Annotated in this window: 16 protein-coding genes and 1 pseudogene; 10 read left to right on the plus strand and 7 right to left on the minus strand. The window is 58.2% G+C overall.

Going from position 1 to position 20385, the window contains the following annotated elements; genetic code table 11:
- Nucleotides 1-235 precede the first annotated feature (235 nt).
- The 7 genes from IC66_RS0138175 to nodD1 form a co-directional block, all read right to left on the minus strand.
- Nucleotides 236-598, minus strand: a complete 363-nt coding sequence (locus IC66_RS0138175; protein ID WP_014497821.1) for a hypothetical protein — start codon at nt 596-598, stop codon at nt 236-238.
- A gap of 1478 nt (nt 599-2076) precedes the next feature.
- Nucleotides 2077-2745: a branched-chain amino acid ABC transporter substrate-binding protein gene (locus tag IC66_RS49030; protein WP_080670247.1), complete on the minus strand. Its 669-nt coding sequence runs from the start codon at nt 2743-2745 to the stop codon at nt 2077-2079.
- Between the two features lie 31 nt (nt 2746-2776).
- The gene (locus IC66_RS49035) at nt 2777-3067 is read right to left on the minus strand and encodes an ABC transporter substrate-binding protein (protein ID WP_028154217.1); all 291 of its coding nucleotides are present in this window, start codon (nt 3065-3067) and stop codon (nt 2777-2779) included.
- A 424-nt stretch (nt 3068-3491) separates the two neighbouring features.
- On the minus strand, nt 3492-4205 hold the full coding sequence (locus IC66_RS0138195; RefSeq protein WP_026312621.1) for a MerR family transcriptional regulator: 714 nt from the start codon (nt 4203-4205) through the stop codon (nt 3492-3494).
- 122 nt (nt 4206-4327) lie between these two features.
- Nucleotides 4328-4537: a hypothetical protein gene (locus IC66_RS44190; RefSeq protein ID WP_014497819.1), complete on the minus strand. Its 210-nt coding sequence runs from the start codon at nt 4535-4537 to the stop codon at nt 4328-4330.
- Nucleotides 4538-5123: 586 nt separating this feature from the next.
- Entirely contained in the window at nt 5124-6116 is a 993-nt protein-coding gene (gene nodD2 / locus IC66_RS0138200) for a transcriptional regulator NodD2 (RefSeq protein ID WP_011084818.1), read from the minus strand.
- Between the two features lie 633 nt (nt 6117-6749).
- Nucleotides 6750-7694, minus strand: coding sequence for a transcriptional regulator NodD1 (gene nodD1 / locus IC66_RS0138205; protein WP_018646994.1), 945 nt, complete (start codon nt 7692-7694; stop codon nt 6750-6752).
- Nucleotides 7695-8487: 793 nt separating this feature from the next.
- On the opposite strand from nodD1, the gene IC66_RS0138210 reads away from it, so the two are divergent.
- From IC66_RS0138210 to IC66_RS0138260, 10 genes and pseudogenes are all read left to right on the plus strand, one after another.
- Nucleotides 8488-9120, plus strand: coding sequence for a NodA family N-acyltransferase (locus IC66_RS0138210; RefSeq protein ID WP_011084822.1), 633 nt, complete (start codon nt 8488-8490; stop codon nt 9118-9120).
- On the plus strand, nt 9117-9776 hold the full coding sequence (gene nodB, locus IC66_RS44205; protein ID WP_011084823.1) for a chitooligosaccharide deacetylase NodB: 660 nt from the start codon (nt 9117-9119) through the stop codon (nt 9774-9776). The genes IC66_RS0138210 and nodB overlap by 4 nt, the downstream gene beginning before the upstream one ends.
- A 14-nt stretch (nt 9777-9790) precedes the next feature.
- A complete protein-coding gene (nodC, locus tag IC66_RS44210) occupies nt 9791-11248 on the plus strand; it encodes a chitooligosaccharide synthase NodC (protein ID WP_011084824.1) in 1458 nt (485 codons plus the stop codon).
- Nucleotides 11175-11804, plus strand: coding sequence for a nodulation methyltransferase NodS (nodS, locus tag IC66_RS0138220; protein WP_014497813.1), 630 nt, complete (start codon nt 11175-11177; stop codon nt 11802-11804). The genes nodC and nodS overlap by 74 nt, the downstream gene beginning before the upstream one ends.
- A 13-nt stretch (nt 11805-11817) precedes the next feature.
- The gene (gene nodU, locus IC66_RS0138225) at nt 11818-13527 is read left to right on the plus strand and encodes a nodulation protein NodU (RefSeq protein WP_038951078.1); all 1710 of its coding nucleotides are present in this window, start codon (nt 11818-11820) and stop codon (nt 13525-13527) included.
- 1 nt (nt 13528) lies between these two features.
- The gene (gene nodI, locus IC66_RS0138230; protein WP_011084827.1) at nt 13529-14449 is read left to right on the plus strand and encodes a nodulation factor ABC transporter ATP-binding protein NodI; all 921 of its coding nucleotides are present in this window, start codon (nt 13529-13531) and stop codon (nt 14447-14449) included.
- A gap of 3 nt (nt 14450-14452) precedes the next feature.
- On the plus strand, nt 14453-15241 hold the full coding sequence (locus IC66_RS0138235) for an ABC transporter permease (RefSeq protein ID WP_011084828.1): 789 nt from the start codon (nt 14453-14455) through the stop codon (nt 15239-15241).
- 255 nt (nt 15242-15496) lie between these two features.
- Nucleotides 15497-17523 (plus strand): annotated as a pseudogene (locus tag IC66_RS49040) (carbamoyltransferase family protein).
- Between the two features lie 165 nt (nt 17524-17688).
- The gene (locus tag IC66_RS0138250; RefSeq protein ID WP_011084832.1) at nt 17689-18801 is read left to right on the plus strand and encodes a nodulation protein NodZ; all 1113 of its coding nucleotides are present in this window, start codon (nt 17689-17691) and stop codon (nt 18799-18801) included.
- 728 nt (nt 18802-19529) lie between these two features.
- A complete protein-coding gene (locus IC66_RS0138260; RefSeq protein WP_011084833.1) occupies nt 19530-20366 on the plus strand; it encodes an SDR family NAD(P)-dependent oxidoreductase in 837 nt (278 codons plus the stop codon).
- The last annotated feature ends 19 nt before the right edge of the window (nt 20367-20385 follow it).

Here is a 20385-nt window from a genome sequence, read left to right on the forward strand (position 1 = left end):
ACGCTCCACTTCCATCCTGTTCGCCGCGCGGCAGCGTGAGATAGAGCAAGCCTGATTTCGAAAGTGGTGGCGAACTGTTGCCATATGAAAGGCCAGCGGAAGCGGCGCGCTTACGGACGGTGAGCCCATAAACAGCAAATGTCGATCCCTGGTGTGTGCGGCCTAAGTGTAACTGTCAGCCCAGCCATAAACGTCCGCTCAACGCCATCAATCTCCAAAAAGCGCAAATGAAATCTCAGTCCGCTGCCGCACGTGAAAGAATGAGCTTGGCGATCGTCAATCGATTGGCGGAAGTCCGCAGCGCGGCCGGTAATGCCGCCACAGTCTGATCAAAAAGGCGTCCCAGAATCTGAAGGTCCTCGGGGTGGTAAACGCCACGGTCTTGCGACAATCGCATTCGTCCGTGGCCGGTTCTTGTATCGCCAAGCTGGCCGAGCTCCAGTTCCGCGGTGATCATTTGGCCTATGAGGGCATTAAGTAATCGGATCGCTTCCAGCTCGTTGCCTTCTTCGCGCATGAGCCCAGCCACGATGTCGAGTTGCAGGTCGACGCGATCCTCGAGGTTTTGTATGCGTGAATTGGAAGGGTCAAGTTCCACGGTATTTCTCCAAAGTGGTGAAATGCAAGACAGGCGGAGTAGAGGTATCGTTTCCCGTTCGCCAAACGGCGGACGCTTCGCTGGACAAATGACTGCTGCACAGGAGGCGCTTCCGGTCCCCTGGAAGAGGGGGCACATATGTGCCGCGAAAGGATTGCAAAAGTGCAATGAGCGTCTAGGGAAAAACGAAAAGCGTTGCCGATGGCGCGGGATTTGAATGGATTCTCGAGCCGCCCAGTGCGTTCGGCAACAGCGGTGACTCTGTTCGGGGCCACACAGCTGATTGTACTGCTCTGCTTGGAGCCGCGGCAACAGCGCCGGACTGTTGAGGCGACCCGCCTGGTCAGAGCGAAAGGTCCAGCCCGCACCCCTGCGAAGGCCAACTCACCTGCCCGAGTTCTACGCTGCGGAGGCATTTACCATCGCCGAGTGTGCGTGATAGCTGTCTTCTTAGAGCAATCAAGTATCATGCCCAAAGGGGCAGGCAACGTCGTGTAGATTGCGCGCCAACTGCGACTGGTCACCGCACTGCATTCGTGCCCCCACGTGTCTTGCCGTCAAACATTGCTCGAAGCAGCCAAGAAGCACGTGATTTGCTCTGCGACCAAGTGATCCATTATCACGCGACATTCGTGAACACTGCCTTCCGTAAGCCGGCGATCGACTTATGCGGTGTTTGGCTTCAATTAGTAAAATAGAAAGTGTTGATGGGATGCATCCAGTTCGTTGATAGCGCAGGCGAGCAATCTCACCGCCTTCATCGGAGCCGGTTGATTGGTTCTCCTGCTATCCGGGCTAGGAAGCATAGGGAATGCCCGGGCAGGCGGCTGAGCCGCTGATGACCCGCCATGCTTGAGAGCGCACGAAGTAGCGGAACGAGTAGCGTTGACTTGGACGCCAAAACCTTGGTGCCCCCGCGGCCAAGAGAGACATGCATCCCGGCGCCGGCTATCCACCAGCTCTCGCTACCCGTATACTCGGCTATAGTCTAGGTAGTGGGCCTGATTGCTTCGTGCCGTCCCGCTGTCTCTTCCATTCGTGGATCTGAGATTGCGCGATATAATCCAGGCTAGAGAATGCGTAGATGCTGGTCGGGCACGAATCTGACAGAAGGCGAACGCCTCCAACAAAATCCGTGCTTGTCCATAAAGAATCGTTAGCTTCGCTTTCCTAGTCCTCAACCTTCGATCACTGGCTGCATAAGGGGCATGCCTTCAAACCTAGCAGAACGGTAAATGGCCGCCTCCGAGGCCAGTGCTGCAGACGGGATCAGACAAGGGGGCTGCTATTTGTCTATCATCGGGCGTAGCACCTTCGGCAGGGCGGCGCTCGGTAGCTCTGCGAGCGCCGCAGCGAGCGCGAAAAACGCTGCAAAAGCAGCGAATATAAAAGCGCTAGCGAGCATTGCTGCGACAACGTTCTGAGGGCGTCTCATCATTCGAGATACTTCGCGTGGGGAATGCTGCGTTGCATGAAAATCAGTACTTCTTGACACGCTCGACATGACCGTCGCGCCAGCGATAAACCAAAAATCCAGAAGCCGAGTTGTCCCTCCTTTTGTCGAACCGGTCGATCGGTCGGGAACGAAGCGCGCTGGCGACCCGGTCAGCATTGAAGGAGCCGCTCCGGTTCACCGCCTCTGCCCAGGCTTGCACAGCGGCACAAGCGTATAGTGTGTAGCCTTCACCGGGCAGCCCGGAAGCTTTGAGTCCGGCGACCGCACTGGCAGCATTGGCGTTCCCAGCGGGGTTGGGCATGAAGGTAAACAATGTGCCATTCCCAGCGCTGCCGGTAATGGCCCAGAATTCGGAGGTCATCAGCGGATCGTTCGCCATGACCGTGAGGTCTGCTTTTGCTTCTGCTGCCTGGCGTACCAACAATCCGACTTCGGTGTGGTAGCCGCCGATATAGGCGACGCGCAGCCGGTCCTTCTCCATTCTTGAGAGCAAGGCTCTGAAGCCCCTTTCACCGGCAACATAGCTTTGCCGGCTCACCTGCCGTCCCAATCGATGAAGCCGGGCTTCAACCACGTCGACAATCCCCCTGCCAGCAGTCCTCTTGTCGTCCAGCACCGCGATTTTCTCGAGGCGATAATTCGTGTGAATGTACTCGGCGGCAACGGCTCCCTGTTGGTCGTCGGGCCGCAGATCCGAAAGACAGTCTCAAGGCCGTGCTCTGTTAGTTGAGGAGTTGACGAGCCTGGTAACACCTGGACGATGCCAGCTTCGCGTAGATGTCGGAGGCCGGGATCGACGAAGAGGAACAAAAATGGCCAACCACCAACAGGATCCGCTCTGTCGTGAGCTTATTCGCGACTGCGACAGCTTGCCTAGGGTCGCAGGCGTCGTCAGCGACGCTCAATATAGTTTTGGCATTATCGGGAAGCTGGCCTGAGGCGTTCAGGACCTCGACCGCCGCAGCCGCACCATCGCGCATTTGCGCGCCGAATGCAGCGCTGCTTCCGGTCATTGGGCCAGCCACGGCGATCTTTATTTCAGAGCCGCGCGCAGACGGAGCGACGAGAGCGCAGAAGAGAAGCGCCGCAGGCGCAAGAGAGGCATGCCGCTTATTTACCATTGTAGAGCTTCCAATGCTCACCTGAAGTGAACCGCAACTGGTTGTAGTCAACCACGCCTGTAGACAGGCGTTGCTTGCTGGGCAAACCTGCGTTGGCCGGGCGAGCCGCCATCTACGGTAAGATCTACAACTTGACGTTACGTGCGGATCAAGCCCTTTTGGGAAGAGCGATGGAGGCGTCAGGGACGCGGATCGACCGGCGGTGACAATCCTTCCGTTTGATTCCGTAAAACTCCAAGCCGCGTCGGAGAGCGGCCGGTTCACCTAGCGTTTCTTAGCTTGCCCTAACCGGCGTGTGGAACCCGCCATGAATGCGTCAGTAAGGCTGATCCTCCAATCCGCCAAGGGCAAGATCGAGATATTGCATTAGACAGGGATCCCAACCAGCCAGACTGCGGGGCGCGCTTAATCGTGCAAGTACCTTCAGGATCATCGAAACACGTGAATCGTCGCCGGCGATTTCGCTGATCAGCAAGCGTGCTGCAACCGCGACAGCCTTTGCGCGCTCTCCGCAAGGGTGCTCGCCCCCATCCATGCAGTCGCGAAGATCATCACGGATTCGCCGCCAGCGGTCCTCTCGCTCCGCAGCTAAATTGCAGGTGCACCGGGACGTCTGACTCCGCGTCTCGGCGCGCGACATGGCGTTCAGGGTGGCAGGCAGCTCATCCACACTTACCTGCGCCTCGCTGTCGATGGTCATGTTGCGCAAACGGTCGCGCAACAGAGTTGTGCGCGCGACTTGGACTTCTATGCGCTCTAGATGTTTGCGCAGCAAGTCCGTGAGTGAGGTCGTCCCCTCCATAGCTTTACGGATCTCCACGAGCGAGAAGCCAAGCTCACGCAGCGCGCGAATCTGATGAACCCGTTGCCCGCTTTCGCGGTCATACATCCGGTGACCGCCCTCAGTGCGCTCTGTCGCTGCTAGCAGTCCAGTGTGCTCATAATGGTGCAGCGTGCGCACCGTTACTCCGGTCGCCTCTGCAAGTTCGCCAATGCGCCATCGACGCCGTCTTGGTGTAGCTCTGTTCATGTTGTTCAATTTCAAAGCCTACAACCTGACGTCACGTATGATTCAAGCGGATTTCTAAGCTCCAGTTGAATCGCCTTTAATTCATGCGCGCGAGTGGTGACTATCCTTAGAATGGCGGCTGATCAACCCTCAGGAGAAAGGGTGATCAACAAGTTCGCCAGGCGTGCCAGTTCAGCCTCGCCAGCCGCCGTACGCTCCAGGATAAGTTTGGCGATTGCTGCGCAGTTTTCTGGACTCCGCATCGACGGAGGTAGCGCGTCGACGGCGCCGTCATAAAGCCGTCCGAGGGCAGATAGCTCTTCTGGATCGAACACCCCGCTGCAAAGCTTCAACGTTCAGCTCCTTGTTTGAAATTGAGTCAAGCGCAGCGCACGTCGTCAAGACGTTTGGCTGCGGTAGGGCCAAAAGAAGTCATACCTGCGGCGCAAAGCGATGAGGATGTGATGTGCTGCTGTGTGATGCGTTCAGGCCACACGCGTTCGCGATGCTAGCTTCGACGGCACGGCAAGTCCGACGATCTCTATGCTCACAATGAACGGTGGTAGGAATCCGAATAAGCTGATCATCTCCGTTCATCGGGAGCAACTACCGACCCAGGGAGTTGACGGCAAGAGCTCCGTGCCTGGCCTACCTTCTTGAGAGAGCTGCGCCCTGCCGCGGCCGTTGCAACGTAAACGCCTAGCTTCAGTGCGAAGGCATTGCTCCGTCGCTCGCCGGCCCCGTTCCGTTCCCGTCCCTAAAAGCATCAAGTCGGCAGTCTGCCGTTTCTCGCCCCCGAGGCGGAGGTGCGAAGAGCGAAAGCGCCTCTTGCCTGCCGCAAGGATCCTTTCCCCCGGCAATAAGAGCAAGCCAGGCGAGCAGGAATTGTGTGTTGAGACAAGTGTTGGAATGTGAGGTTCGTAGACTTCGCGAATGTGCTTACGGCAACGGTGAGACGGATCGCACGAAATGTCCCGGGGGCTCCGCGTCTTCCGGGCTGCTGGTCACACGGAGCTCTTGTGTAGTTGCCATGCGGGTGGCCTCCTGAAACAAAATGTCCCTCATCCACAGACTTCCCGGGTCGCTGTTGTGAAGTGAGGGCCATTGGACCGCCTCGGTGAAGGCGGGGAATGGATGCGGAAGCTCAACGATCCGAAGGGGCATCGTTCTTTGGAAATGCCTCACGAGCCCTAATGGCATCGTGCCTATGCGGTTCGTCCCAACTATGAGAGGCGGGATCATGCTGAAGCTCTGCACGAGGATGTCGATGCGCCGCGTGGGTCCGAGATCAGTCAAAAAGGAATGCTCAACTGGCGTCCGGGGCGCACCTCCGTGCTTAACTGCAACGTGCCCCATCGACATATATCGATCGAATGTAAGCCGGGGTTGTAATTCCCTATTGGTGCAGCAGCCTACGCAGACGAGTCGCTCCTCGAATAGGGCCGCTCTGGGGTGCGTGCTGGACATGAAAAAATCTGGCCGGATAACAAAATCGACTTCACCGCGGCGGAGGAGCAGCTCGTGTTCATCGGTCGGCGCAGCCAATTCGAAGCTGACGGCGGGGGCTTCTCGCGTGACGCGTGCTACGACATTTCGGAAGAGCACAACTGTTACGAAGTCAGAAAGGACGATCCTGAATCGGCGGTTCAATCGAGCTGGGTCGAACGGATGTCGGGCCATAATCGAGAGTTCAATGTGCATCAGAGCCTCGCGCACAGGAGCCGCGAGCCCTTCCGCGCGTGAGCTCAAGACAAGTTCGCGCCCCCTCATTCCAAACAGTTCATCACGGAAATGCTTGCGCAGCCGGGCAACGGCTGCGCTCATTGCCGGCTGACTAAGATTGATCTTGCGTGCGGCTGACGAGAGGTTGCGCTCAGTTATTAGAGCATCCAGCGCGACCAGAAGATTTAGATCCAGACCTTTGAAACGCATCTCTTCCTATCCGGCACAAACGTCGTTGCTGCGCAATAGCGTGCGGTGGCGCCAGCGCCTGGAGCAATCGTCTTGGCCCGCCCCAATGGACATCGGCTCATTCCTGCGCCCGGGAAAGGAAGCTTGCGAGATGACCGCAACAATGGAGAGCAGGCGGAAAGCCGATCGGCAGCGGCGGGAAAGCGTCGGGAGCTCCAAGCTAATTGGTCTTGCCGGTTCCGGCCGGCCACGCAGCAGGGTCGTTCAGTCCGCTGATGGCAGATCAGCCCAGTGTTCGTCAGCGTGCCAAAGCGCGGTGTCGACAGCTGGGTCGTGCAGCGCTTGTCACGAGAGCAACCTACAACCTGACGCAATGTGCGGTTCAAGACATTTTAGTGATAGAGCCAAACATTTGCACGGCAGGCATATTCTTCTGCGATGGTTGCCGGACGTAGCCTGAATGCGTCGTGAGCGCATCAAACCGCACCTTCGAGGTCACCACGCGCACAACTGGAAAAGGCTTCGCGACCGATCGTCGCATTGCGCGTCTGTGGCTCCTTCTCACCTCCATACCCTGGAGAGACGAAAGAAAACGGGGCACGTCGAAGGTTCTACAGTGTGCCGGGGATGTTCAGAGCGCAGCTTAAGGTAAGCCTAACAGCGCCTGCGAGTTGGAGGCTCCTGGTCCCCAGATGCCATGTTGGATGCTTCCTCGAGCAATATCCGACGCATCCAGATGCTCGCGGGGTCGGTATTGTGGAATGAGGGCCACTGCAGGGCCTCTGTGAATGTGGGCAGGGGGAGGGGCGGTTGGATGATCCGCAACGGCATCCGCTTTTCGAAGTGCCTGGCCAGTCGTAAGGGCATCGTGCCGATACGGCTCGTGTCTAGCAACAGGGGCGGAATCAGGCTAAAGCCCTGCACGACGACCTCAATTCGTCTCCTCAGGCCGTGCTCAAGCAAAAACCATTCTTCGAGGTTCGGTCTCAGTGCGCGTCCGAACTTGGCAGTAACGTGCCCCATCGAGATGTATTGTTCGAACGTAAGCTGCCGGGATAGCTGCTTGTTCGCGCGGCATCCGACGCATACGAGGCTCTCGTCGAACAGCGTCGCCTTAGGGTGCGCGCTCGACATGAAAAGTTCCGGCAGAATGAGAAAGTCGACCTCGCCCCGCCGCAGCAGCTCATCCGGTTCATCAGAAAATGGCAGCAGTTCGAAGCGCACCGCGGGGGCTTCTTGCGCCATGCGGTCCACAATTCTGCGGAAAAAAACGATCGTCATGAAATCTGAGAGAATGACCCTGAAGCGTCGGCTCGATTGAGCAGGGTCGAGCGCGTCCCGCGATATGATTGAGAGTTGGATGTGCAGCAGGGCCTCGCGAACCGGACCTGCAAGCGCTTCCGCGCCAGGTGTCGGGACGAGTTCGCGACCTCTCATAGTAAAGAGTTCATCGCGGAAATAGGTGCGCAGCCGTGCGATCGCAGCGCTCATAGCAGGCTGGCTCAGATTGATTTTGCGAGCCGCCGCTGTGAGGTTGCGCGCCGTCATCACGGCGTCGAGCGCAACGAGAAGATTTAGATCAAGTCCCTTGAACCGCATGTGATGAGTCTATCCATCGTGTGGATGTGTTCTATCGAAACAATCGATTTTACCAAACTGGGGGAGGTTGGATAGCAAACTGAAGTTTGGAAAAAGCAATTAGACGCGCCACGATGGTTTCCGGTCGTTCACGTGAGCTAAGAGAAGAGCTCCCAGACGTGGGAGCGCACCATGGGCGCGCGTTGTTGTTTCTCCTTAAGCGTGGCCGTTCGAACGCCAAGCGCGTCCCGATAAACGTTGGTATGCGGATATCATCCGTTTCCATATTTCAGGTTTACCCGCGTACAATTGAGGGCGCGTTCAGCCTCATTCTAGTGTCGAAGAATAGAGGCAGACGCAGGTTGCGGATGCCAAGAATTCCAGGCGCCGTTCCAAATGGCTCGCCTGTCCAGTGCATGTGGGGCGTGTCGAAGATGTATAAAAGCCAGTGTGATCTGATGCCGCTCCGATGCGCCATCGATGAGGCTTGCGCGCCGATGGCCGGCCCTCAGACGTCAAAGCGCCGGAGGGCGATGCGACTGCAGGCACAAAAGCTCGCTGGTGCAGACAGGTTCTGGCTAGCCCAACCGCCTCGTCGGCAGCTTCCGAGTTATCGTGCGCGCGGCATCAACCGCACGAGGGTGCAATCAAGCGATCGCTCCGTCGCGCAAAGGCCAGCGGCGCGGAGTAGGCGAGCAGTGCCGAGCTCCGACAGAGCATGGCGGCGCATCTCAGCATTCATCGGCGGTTCGGCGAATAGCGAATTGACGTGACCATCCCCGCTCTTCATTCCACCGGCGCAAGGAAGCTCGCCATGAACATTGCCGTCTCCCCGACTGCGGAAGGATCTTCTGGGCGCGCTCAAGTGCAGTGGAGCCTTCGTTGGGAAAGTGAACTGCAGCTCGCCGATCATGCCGAGCTCGCGGAGTTCTTCCGCAAGAGTTACGGACCGACGGGTGCGTTCAATGCGCAGCCGTTTGAGCGGAGCCGAAGTTGGGCTGGAGCAAGACCCGAGCTCCGCGTAATTGGTTACGACGCGCGCGGGGTAGCGGCTCACATCGGGCTACTGCGCCGCTTCATCAAAGTTGGTGAAGTCGATCTCCCTGTGGCCGAACTGGGGTTGTATGCGGTGCGCCCCGATCTCGAGGGGCACGGGATAGGCCACGCAATGCGCGTGATGTATCCCGCACTCCAGGAGCTCGGCGTTCCATTCGGATTTGGCGCGGTTCGCTCGGCCCTCGAAAAACATTTGACCCGACTGGTCGAAAGGCAGGGGCTCGCCACCCTGATGCGTGGCATTCGCGTCCGCTCCACCTTGCCGGATGTCTATCCAAATTTATCGCCGACGCGCATCGAAGACGTGATCGTCGTGGTGTTTCCGGTCGGACGCTCGATAAGCGAATGGCCGGCCGGGACTGTCATCGATCGTAACGGGCCTGAGTTGTGACAGAGCGTTCCACCCTATCTACTGTCCGCTGCGACTACGCTGACGCGGGCGGAAGTCGAGCTGTCCATTTGACCTTTGACGATGGGCCAAATCCATTTTGTACGCCAGAGGTGCTCGATGTCCTGGCGCAACATCGGGTCCCCGCGACATTCTTCGTCATCGGGACGTACGCGACGGAGCATCCTGAACTCATCCGACGAATGATTGCGGAAGGGCATGAGGTTGCGAACCATACGATGACCCATCCTGATCTATCCAGATGCGGACCTACGGAGCTACACGACGAGGTGCTGACGGCGAGCGAAGCCATCCGTCTGGCGTGCCCGCTGGCCTCGCCCAGGCATATGCGAGCGCCTTACGGCATATGGACGCGAGATGTGCTCGCAGTGGCGGCGAGCGCTGGTCTCACGGCTCTGCACTGGTCGGTCGACCCTAGAGATTGGTCCCGCCCCGGGGTTGATGCAATTGTGAATTCCGTACTGGCGAACGTACGCCCGGGTGCAATTGTGCTCCTGCACGACGGATATCCTCCCGATGAGGAGGGATTGCCCAGTGGCTCTACGCTGCGCGATCAGACCAGGACGGCGCTGGCATATCTCATTCCAGCACTACAACGGCGCGGGTTTGTAATCCGTCCACTCCCTCAACTCCACTGAAAAAACGACACCCCATGGACCTGCTCGCGACGACCAGTGCTGCCGCCGTTTCATCTTATGCGCTCCTATCGACGATCTATAAGAGCGTGCAAGCGCTTTATGCTCAGCCGGCGATCAACTCATCGCTGGACAACCTTGGACAAGCCGAGGTGGTCGTTCCTGCTGTGGACGTGATCGTGCCGTGCTTCAACGAGAATCCGAACACACTCGCCGAATGTCTGGAGTCGATTGCCAGTCAAGACTACGCCGGAAAGATGCAGGTATATGTGGTCGATGACGGATCGGCAAACCGCGACGTTGTCGCGCCTGTACACCGGATATATGCGAGCGATCCGAGATTCAGTTTTATCTTGTTGGCGAACAATGTGGGAAAGCGCAAGGCGCAGATCGCAGCGATACGCAGCTCATCCGGTGATCTGGTTCTCAACGTCGATTCCGATACGATACTTGCTGCCGACGTCGTCACGAAGCTTGTATTGAAGATGCATGACCCGGGAATCGGTGCGGCCATGGGTCAGCTGATCGCGAGCAATCGCAACCAGACCTGGCTGACCAGGCTGATCGACATGGAATATTGGCTCGCGTGCAACGAAGAGCGCGCGGCACAGGCGCGCTTCGGTGCCGTCATGTGTTGCTGCGGCCCATGTGCCATGTATCGGCGTTCCGCGCTCGCCTTGCTTCTTGATCAATATGAAGCCCAATTCTTTCGTGGGAAGCCGAGCGATTTCGGCGAGGACCGCCACCTAACGATACTCATGCTCAAGGCGGGGTTTCGAACCGAATACGTTCCGGACGCCATAGCAGCCACAGTCGTCCCGCACAGTCTTCGGCCATATCTACGACAGCAACTCCGCTGGGCGCGAAGTACCTTTCGAGATACGTTTCTTGCTTGGCGCCTGCTGCCAGAGCTCGATGGTTATTTGACGCTAGACGTTATCGGGCAAAATCTCGGCCCATTGCTCCTCGCCATTTCATCACTTGCTGCGCTCGCACAGCTCCTGATCGATGGCTCTATACCCTGGTGGACGGGATTGACGATTGCTGCAATGACTACGGTCCGGTGCTGTGTGGCAGCGCTTCGTGCCCGCGAGCTGCGGTTTATCGGCTTCTCGCTCCACACGCCGATCAATATCTGTCTCTTACTGCCTTTGAAGGCCTATGCGCTTTGTACATTGAGCAATAGCGATTGGCTATCTCGGAAAGTCACCGATATGCCGACGGAAGAGGGGAAACAGCCTGTCATCCTGCACCCGAATGCCGGACGAAGTCCTGCTGGTGTAGGGGGGCGCCTGCTCCTATTCGTAAGGCGGCGTTATCGCAGCCTCCATCGAGCCTGGCGGCGACGGAGAGTGTTTCCGGTCGCGATCGTTCGACTGTCTACAAATAAGTGGTCGGCTGATGACTCAGGACGAAAACCATCAGTTATTAGAGCGAGAGTTGGCTGTCGACGACCCGTGGCGCCTCGACACTAGTGCGTTCGAGCAGCAGCGATACGCGCAAATGCTCCGGATGTCGCGCCGCGACGGAGATGCGGCGTCTGCGCTCGAAGTAGGATGTGCAGCCGGTGCATTCACGGAGATGCTGGCGCCGCTATGCGAGCGACTTACGGTCGTGGATGTCATGCCGCAGGCAATCGAGCGAACGCGACTGCGGACCGGGAAATGGTCACATATTAGTTGGGTGACCTGCGACATTCAGCGGTTCTCGACCACTGAGCAATTCGATTTGATTGTCGTGGCTGAGGTTCTTTACTACCTCAGGGACGTCGTCGAGATGCATGCGGCTATCCGCAACCTGGTGAGTATGCTTGCGCCAGATGAGACTCTCATTTTCGGGTCTGCGCGTGATGAAATATGTCAACGCTGGGGGCATGCTGCCGGTGCTGAGACGGTGATCGCTCTCTTCAATGAGAGCCTATCAGAGATCGAGCGCCGGCACTGCTGCACCGGGTCGGCGAGCGAAGACTGCTTGATCGTCCGGTTTCTGAAGCCGGGCGGCGCGTCGGCACAATCAAACGCCGGTCATTAGGCCAGGAGGACGTATGCGCATCTGCGGAATAAAGTTGACACATGACGGAGCAATTGCTGTCGTCGAGGACGGTCGGCGTCTTTTTTGCGTCGAGCAAGAGAAGCGCGGCAATGGTCCTCGCTATCAGTCCGTCGACAATCTCGATGCAGTCGTCTTCGCCTTGGCGGAGCATGGCCTGAATCCGCGCGACATCGATCAGTTCGTGATTGATGGCTGGGACGGGGAGAATGAATCGCAGTTCCAGCTCCTAAGCGGAGCGGTGCCGGTCGCGCTAAAAGGCGCGCCATATGTCGAGCGTCATGCTGAGGGCCTCCTTGATTCCGTCGACGGCTATGGCCTCCTCCTCGGAGGCGAGGAGTTTCCATATAAGAGCTACCCGCATGTCACGGGCCATGTCGCCTCAGCATATAGCACCAGTCCTTTCGCCAGCGCGGGGAAACCCGCGTTGTGTCTGGTATGGGACGGCTGTATCTTTCCACGCCTTTACTATGTCGAGCCCCAGGGCGCGCGGCTCATCGGATCGCTGTTTCCGATGATTGGCCATGCCTATGCCGCCGCGGGCCTTCACTTCGGCCCATACCGGCAGCCGAACCGCTCCAGTTGGGATTTGGGCATTGCTGGCAAGCTGATGGCCTACATCGAGCTTGGTTCCGTGGACGAAAGCATCGTGGAAGTGTTCCAGGAGCTTTATGAAACGCGCTCAGCGGCTGACACGGAGCAGGCTCGTCGCTACCGCGAAAACATCAACAATGCGGAAGCGTCTCTCGCAGTTATTCACGACTTCTTCGAGTCAAGCGCATTGCGCCTGAAGGCCAAGCGCGCGGAGGACGTCCTCGCGTCGTTTCATGTGTTTCTGGAACGTCTTCTCGTTAAGGAGATCGCGATGGTTCTGCTACGGCACTCGTCGCTTCCGGGAGCGCGAAATCTATGCATCGCCGGAGGTTGCGGTCTCAACATCAAATGGAACAGCGCGCTTCGCGCGACCGGATTATTCGATGATGTCTGGGTGCCGCCGTTTCCAAATGACAGTGGCTCGGCAATCGGCGCGGCGTGCGGCGCTATGGCAGCGCAAGATGGCTTCGAGCCGGTGGAATGGTCAGTTTACAGTGGCCCCGCCCTGCAGGAGAGCGAGGTTCCGCCGGACTGGGAGGCGGCGCCGTGCAGTCTGCCTGAACTTGCCTCGATTCTTGCTGACAACAAGCCCGTCATCTTTCTTTCCGGGTGTGCCGGGCTCGGGCCGCGGGCGTTGGGCGGTAGAAGCATTCTTGCGGCCCCAACGTCCCCGGAGATGAAGGATCATCTCAACGACATCAAACGGCGCGAACACTTCCGGCCGGTGGTGCCGATCTGTCTGGAAGATCGTGCGCCGGAGATCTTCAGCCCGGGTACGCCAGATCCTTACATGCTATTCGATCACCAAACCCGGGCGAATTGGCGCGACAAGATCCCGGCAGTGGTACATCTCGACGGCTCGGCGCGGCTGCAGACAATTTCCCGCAACTCTCCTCACAAAATTGCTGCGCTTCTCATCGAATTTGAGCAACTCACCGGCATTCCGCTGCTCTGCACCACGAGCGCCAACCTCCATGGACGGGGATTCTTTCCCGATGCTGCGGCGGCATGCCAATGGGGGCGCGTCGAGCATGTGTGGTGCGAGGGCACGCTCTGGAGCAAAACGGTCATCAAGAAGTCATCGCCTACGGAACGACTTCTGTCAGCCTAAGATGAACATGTCCAATATGGCGATCGACCTTGTCGGCGTGAGAAAGTCATTCGGGGACAAGGTTATCGTCAATGACCTGTCGTTCTCGGTTGCGCGCGGAGAGTGCTTCGGGCTGCTTGGGCCAAATGGAGCTGGCAAAAGTACGATTGCACGCATGCTCCTCGGCATGATTTCCCCCGATCGAGGCAAGATTACGGTCCTCGATGAGCCTGTGCCTTCCCGCGCTCGTGCGGCGCGCGTGCGCGTAGGCGTGGTGCCGCAGTTCGATAACCTTGAGCCCGAGTTCACCGTGCGGGAGAACCTGCTTGTGTTTGGCCGCTATTTCGGCATGAGCGCTCGCACGATCGAAGCGGTTGTGCCCTCGTTGCTTGAGTTTGCGCGGCTTGAAAGCAAGGCGGACGTGCGCGTCTCCCTTTTGTCCGGTGGTATGAAGCGGCGGCTGACGCTGGCGCGCGCTCTGATCAATGATCCACATCTACTCGTGATGGACGAGCCGACGACGGGGCTCGATCCGCATGCTCGCCACCTGATCTGGGAACGCCTGCGGGCTCTTCTTGCGCGCGGCAAGACGATCCTCTTGACCACTCACTTCATGGAAGAGGCCGAACGCCTTTGCGATCGGCTATGCGTGCTTGAGAGTGGATGCAAAATCGCCGAAGGCAAGCCAGACGCCTTGATCGACGAGCATATCGGCTGCAACGTGATCGAGATCTATGGCGGTGATCTAGATCAACTCCGGGAGCTGATCAGGCCGTATGCGCGGCATATCGAAGTGAGTGGAGAGACGCTTTTTTGTTACGCGCGATGTCCGGACGAAATCAGCGTGCACCTGCGCGGGCGAACGGACCTTCGCGTTCTGCAGCGCCCCCCGAATCTCGAAGACGTGTTTTTGCGGTTGACCGGGCGCGAGATGGAGAAATGAGCGATGGATGATGGTTATGCGTCGGTCATGCCGGCTAATGCGTACAATTGGACCGCGGTATGGCGTCGAAATTACTTGGCATGGAGGAAAGTCGCGCTTGCATCGCTTCTCGGCAACCTCGCAGATCCCATAACCAATCTGTTTGGCCTTGGCTTTGGGCTCGGACTCATTGTGGGACGGGTTGAGGGGACTTCGTACATTGCGTTTTTGGCGGCGGGTATGGTCGCGATTAGCGCTATGACATCCGCGACCTTTGAAACTCTGTACGCAGCCTTTGCTCGGATGGATGTCAAGCGCACCTGGGAGGGAATTTTGTTCACACAGCTCACGCTTGGCGATATCGTTCTAGGTGAGTTGGTGTGGGCGGCCAGTAAGTCCGTTCTAGCCGGGACAGCAATCGGGATTGTCGCTGCCACCCTGGGTTATGCATCCTGGACGTCGGTTCTTTGTGCGATACCGACAATCGCCCTTACGGGCCTTGTCTTCGCCAGCCTGGCAATGGTCGTCATATCTCTTGCGCCAACTTACGATTACTTCGTGTTTTACCAGTCGCTCGTCCTTACGCCCATGGTGTTCTTGTGTGGCGCGGTCTTTCCGACGAGCCAAATGCCCGACTCATTTCAGCACTTTGCCGGCTTGTTGCCGCTGGCACATTCGGTCGACCTTATTCGCCCAGTGATGCTTGAGCGCGGCGCCGACAATGCCGCCCTACACGTAGGCGCGCTCTGCGTTTACGCGGTCTTGCCCTTTTTCGCGTCGATCGCGTTATTTCGGCGCCGCCTGCTGCGTTGACGTGAGTTCAGCGAAACGGAGAAGTCAAAGCGATGCAGTGTCATGATGCGTTCCGCGGTAGCTCGCGAGTGACCTGGTCTGTCAGAGCAGCTTGTGAAACGGCCTTGAGAAGCCGCGATCGAGCCAGCTCTACGGCCGCCTGTTCGGCCGATCGGACCTTGCAAAGTCGTGTTGTGCTGCCTGGCACGCGCACCGGCTGCGCGTGACTGTACAGATTAGATCGGTGGGACGGCATGGCCTTCCATGGAGAACGGGATGTTGAGCATAGGACTGAGTGGCGGCCTTGACAGAATCTATGAAAGCTCTCCGGAGCTGCCGAATACATTTCTTCACGATGGCGCTGCGGTACTTGTGCAGGACGGCCGCGTAATTGCTGCTGTCGAAGAGGAGCGCCTCAACCGCGTCAAGCACTCCAACAAGTTCCCCAGCAATTCGATCCGATACTGCCTTTCTACCGCAGGAGTCGAGCTCGGCGACATCGACCGTATCGCGTTCTACGCGACTGAAGCTTACTGCAAAGCCATGCTCGAGCGCCTTTCTGTTTCTCAGCCCGTTCCGTTGGACCCCAAACTGTTGCTGCGGCAGCTGTTGGCACGGGAATTCGGGGCCGAGATCGATCCGTCCGGGTTTCCTTCGTGAATCACCACGAAGTACATGCCGTGAGCGCGTTTGCCATGTCCGGGTTCGAGCAAAGTCTGGTGTTTGCGATCGACGGCGGGGGCGATTTTCTCTCAGGCTTAATGGCGGTAGGGTCCGGGACCGTAATTGCGCAGCTTGTAAGTTTCCCGGAACACAACTCTCTTGGGCTGTTCTATCTCGAGACGATCCGATATCTCGGCTGCGGGATGTTCGACGAATACAAAGTGATGGGGCTTGCACCGTATGGTGATCCCGATCGCTATCGCGAGCTCTTCGCGCAGTTCTACGAGTTGTTGGACAGCGGTGGCTATCGCGTTCACCTGGATCGAATCGGACCAGCCCTTTTGCGCAACATCCAGGTTCGGCGAAAGGGAATGCCATTCACCCAACAGCATCGAGATGTCAGCGCGTCGCTGCAGGAAGCGCTGGAGCGGATCGTGTTTCACACCCTGCGGCACCATCGTAAAGCGACGGGCATGACACGCCTGTGCCTAGCTGGCGGGGTGGCCCATAATTGCACGCTGAACGGTAAGCTGCTTTATTCCGGGCTATTTGACGACATCTTTGTTCAACCCGCGGCGCACGACGCCGGTTGCGCACTCGGCGCTGCATTAATGGTATCAAGCGAGCTAGGCAGGCCAGCGCCGCGCGAGCGACTGCCGGACGTTTATTGGGGGCCCGATCTTGGGAACGAGCAAGCCACAGAGCTTGAGCTCAACGCATGGTCAGGCCACCTCGACATTCAACGAAGTGATGACATAGCATCCAGTGCGGCGGACTGGATGGCAAATGGCGCTGTAATCGGCTGGGTTCAGGGGCGCTCTGAGTTCGGCCCACGTGCGCTTGGTAACCGCAGCATTCTAGCGGACCCGCGGCCTGCGGAAAACAAGGATCGCATCAACGCGGTGGTCAAGAAGCGCGAGAGCTATCGCCCCTTTGCGCCATCTGCATTAGAGGAGGATGCGAGCGAGTTCTTTGAGCTCCCCGACGGCACGCGGCAGCTCCCCTTCATGAACTTCGTAGTTCGCGTGCGTGAAGCCAAGGGTAACGTGCTCGGTGCGATCACGCACGTTGATGGGACGGCTCGGCTGCAGACCGTATCGCGCAAGACAAACCCCGCCTACTGGGACGTCATTAATGCGTTCAAGAAGCGAACGAGCCTTCCGATTCTTCTAAATACCTCATTTAACAACAATGCCGAGCCGATCGTGCAGTCCGTGTCAGATGCGATCACCACGTTTTTGACGACTGATCTGGACGGACTTGTTGTTGGGCCGTTCCTCGTCAGGAAGCGGCCAGCATCACTGCAGGATTGGAGTGCGCTGGCTGCGTCATTGCCGCCGTACGCATCCCTTCATCGTGTTCGCTCCCACATAGCGCCAGATCGGCAGGAAACGGTCTGCGAGATCCGCATGGGACATTCCGCCCACTCTAGTATGCGTATCTCACCTGAGCTTTTCGAGATCTTGATGCGAATCGAGGGCGAGGCGTCGCTCGGGTCGCTTTTCGACACAGCCCTGCTGGACCAGGCCAAGCGTGAAGATCTTGTGAAGGAATTGCGGCTCGTATGGGAGCTTCGGGGCGTTCGCCTGCATCCGCTGCACGCGGCTTGCCGTCACGATAATGTACAAAGCGGAACATAGCCATGACTCATGCGCATGGCCACGCCCATGCGTGCATGTGAGGGGACCAGGCCATCCGATGCAGAGCGGGGCATCGGGCATCGGGCTTCGGGCAGGTCGATGCAACACCGTTGAAGAAAGGACGATCGTATTGAGAGAACGCGGCCCGTCACGGATAGCCCTGCTATGAAGTTCTACCGATGCAGCTCGCCGGCACCGCGATTTCAGGCCGTGACGCCGGGCGAGAAGATACGCGAGACGTCTGTACTGACGTCTCTTGTCCAACCAGGAGCGCGCGAAAAGGCAAGGCAGATGGTTAGCGGTTCGAGCAATGATCGGTTCGTAGTGTCCCGGCGACGTACGGGGTTTGGCGACTGTCTGTGGTCACTCGCGGCAGCCTGGCGATTTGCAAAGCAGACAGGACGGACGCTAGCCATTGATTGGCGGGGATCTTGTTATCTTGATGAACCATTCACCAATGCCTTTCCAGTCTTCTTCGAACCGGTTGAAGACATTGGCGGAGTGCGAGTAATTTGCGATGACGACATCAATACGCGTTCGTTTCCAGGACCATTCTTTCCAACATGGTGGAACAAGCCATCTTTCGATTGCATCTATCGACCGGACGAGCAGATTTTCAGGGAACGCGATCAACTCGATCAACTGTTCCAAAGTCAGAGAGATAGTGACGCTAACACGGTTGTGTGTGATGCCTGCCTGATGTGGCGCTGCGATCAGGAAGCGGAACGCGAAATCTTCCGGAGTATTAAGCCGCGGCCTGAAATTCAGGCCCGGATTGATGCTATCTACCGCGAGCACTTTGAGCCGTACAGCGTAATCGGCATTCATGTCCGGCATGGCAATGGCGAAGATATTATGGGGCATGCCCCTTACTGGGCGGACACGGAGCGCGCCTTGCGGCAGATCTACAATGCCATTGATGAGGCCAGGAGTTTATCCCACGCAAAACCTGTGAGGGCGTTCCTGTGCACGGACAGTGCGCTCGTCCTCGAGCAGGTTTCGGTTAAATTTCCCGATGTCTTCGCGATTCCAAAGCAGTTCCAGGCGCCTCAAGCGGGCCCATTGCACCATCCCGCCCTCGGAGCTGAAGGCGGCTTTTCTGCCCTCACCGAGATGTATCTCCTTGCCCGCTGCGACACGGTGATCCGTTTTCCGCCAACGAGCGCTTTTACGCGCTATGCGCGTCTTTTCGCCCCACGCGTTATAGAATTCGATTTGAACGATCCGGGCCGGTTGATCCTGATTGAAGACAACTCGCAAGCGCTTATGGCTTCGTGAAAGTCGCAAACCCGCGTGATCGATCTCACCGCCGCTCTTTACGTCCGATAGCCGTGGAAGTTCTTCTCCGGGCGACGATTTTCTGGCCCGCGGGCTGTCATTGCCGCAACGTTCCAGGGGCGAAGAGAACGAAGCCGCGGCCGAATGCGTTCGGCTAAGGCGCGGCTTCGACAACAACGGCCCTAAAGTGCCGCTGCGTTTTACAGAAGGAGCACGCCTTCGTCTTCGCTTCGGGCGGGCCGCAGACGGAAGCTAAACAACGCTCAATCACGGATGAACATTTCAGCTCGCCAGCTCATGCTTGGAACTAGCGCCGCGAAATCCAGTGCCGCTCAGAGCATGGCGCGATAGATCAAAAGTGGCCGCCGACGAATCTAACGTGCAAGCTTGGTACATCAGTTTTATGTTGGGGCGGCTAATGGCCGTGGCCGTTATCCCCGGGCATTTTTCGACTTCGACGAGAGGCGCCGGCCAGCCGCAGGCTCGTACGGTTGTGCGATCGTGAAAGCGAACGCGGGCTGGGTAGCCCTTTCATGAAGCGGGCGAGTGCTCGCGAACTTACGTAGCAGAGTCACCATCGCTGTCAGAAAGCTCACCTCCGCTGTCTTGAATGCGCCAAACATTCCGCGTGCGCGACATTAGGACGCAAAACGGAAGCGCATTTACGTACATCGCAGTGGCGCAAATCCTGCTACGCGTGCGCGGGCGCAAAAGTAGAGGAGGCGGCCGTGGGTCTCGATCTGCCAAATGACAATCTGATCCGAGGTCCGCTGCCCGAAGCACATTTGGATCGCCTCGTTGACGCTGTTAATGCGCGCGTTGATCGTGGAGAACCGAAGGTGATGTTACTCACCGGCGCATCGCGCGGAATTGGCCATGCCACTGCCAAGCTATTCTCGGAGGCAGGCTGGCGCATCATTTCTTGCGCACGCCAACCGTTCGACGGCGAGCGATGCCCCTGGGAGGCTGGGAATGACGATCATTTCCAGGTCGACCTCGGCGATCATCGAATGCTGCCGCGCGCAATCACCGAGGTTAAGAAACGCTTGGCCGGTGCGCCCTTGCACGCGCTGGTGAATAATGCGGGTGTGTCGCCGAAAACGCCCACAGGCGATCGGATGACATCGTTGACCACCTCAACCGATACCTGGATGAGGGTCTTTCATCTTAATCTGGTGGCTCCGATCCTGCTGGCGCAGGGTTTGTTTGATGAGCTAAGAGCCGCGTCAGGATCGATCGTGAATGTGACTTCAATCGCGGGCTCGCGGGTGCACCCATTCGCCGGTAGCGCCTATGCGACCTCGAAAGCTGCGCTTGCGAGCCTCACACGCGAATTGGCCCACGACTATGCGCCGCATGGCATTCGCGTCAATGCGATCGCGCCCGGCGAAATCAGGACCGACATGCTGTCGCCCGACGCGGAAGCGCGCGTCGTGGCAAGTATCCCGCTGCGCAGAGTGGGTACTCCGGACGAAGTGGCCAAGGTCATCTTCTTCCTATGCTCGGATGCGGCGAGCTATGTTACGGGTGCCGAGGTGCCGATCAACGGTGGCCAGCATCTGTGAAGCGGCCGGCCCGGCGGCG

Source organism: Bradyrhizobium genomosp. III, from assembly GCF_000261705.1.
GTDB classification, from domain to species: domain Bacteria; phylum Pseudomonadota; class Alphaproteobacteria; order Rhizobiales; family Xanthobacteraceae; genus Bradyrhizobium; species Bradyrhizobium ottawaense.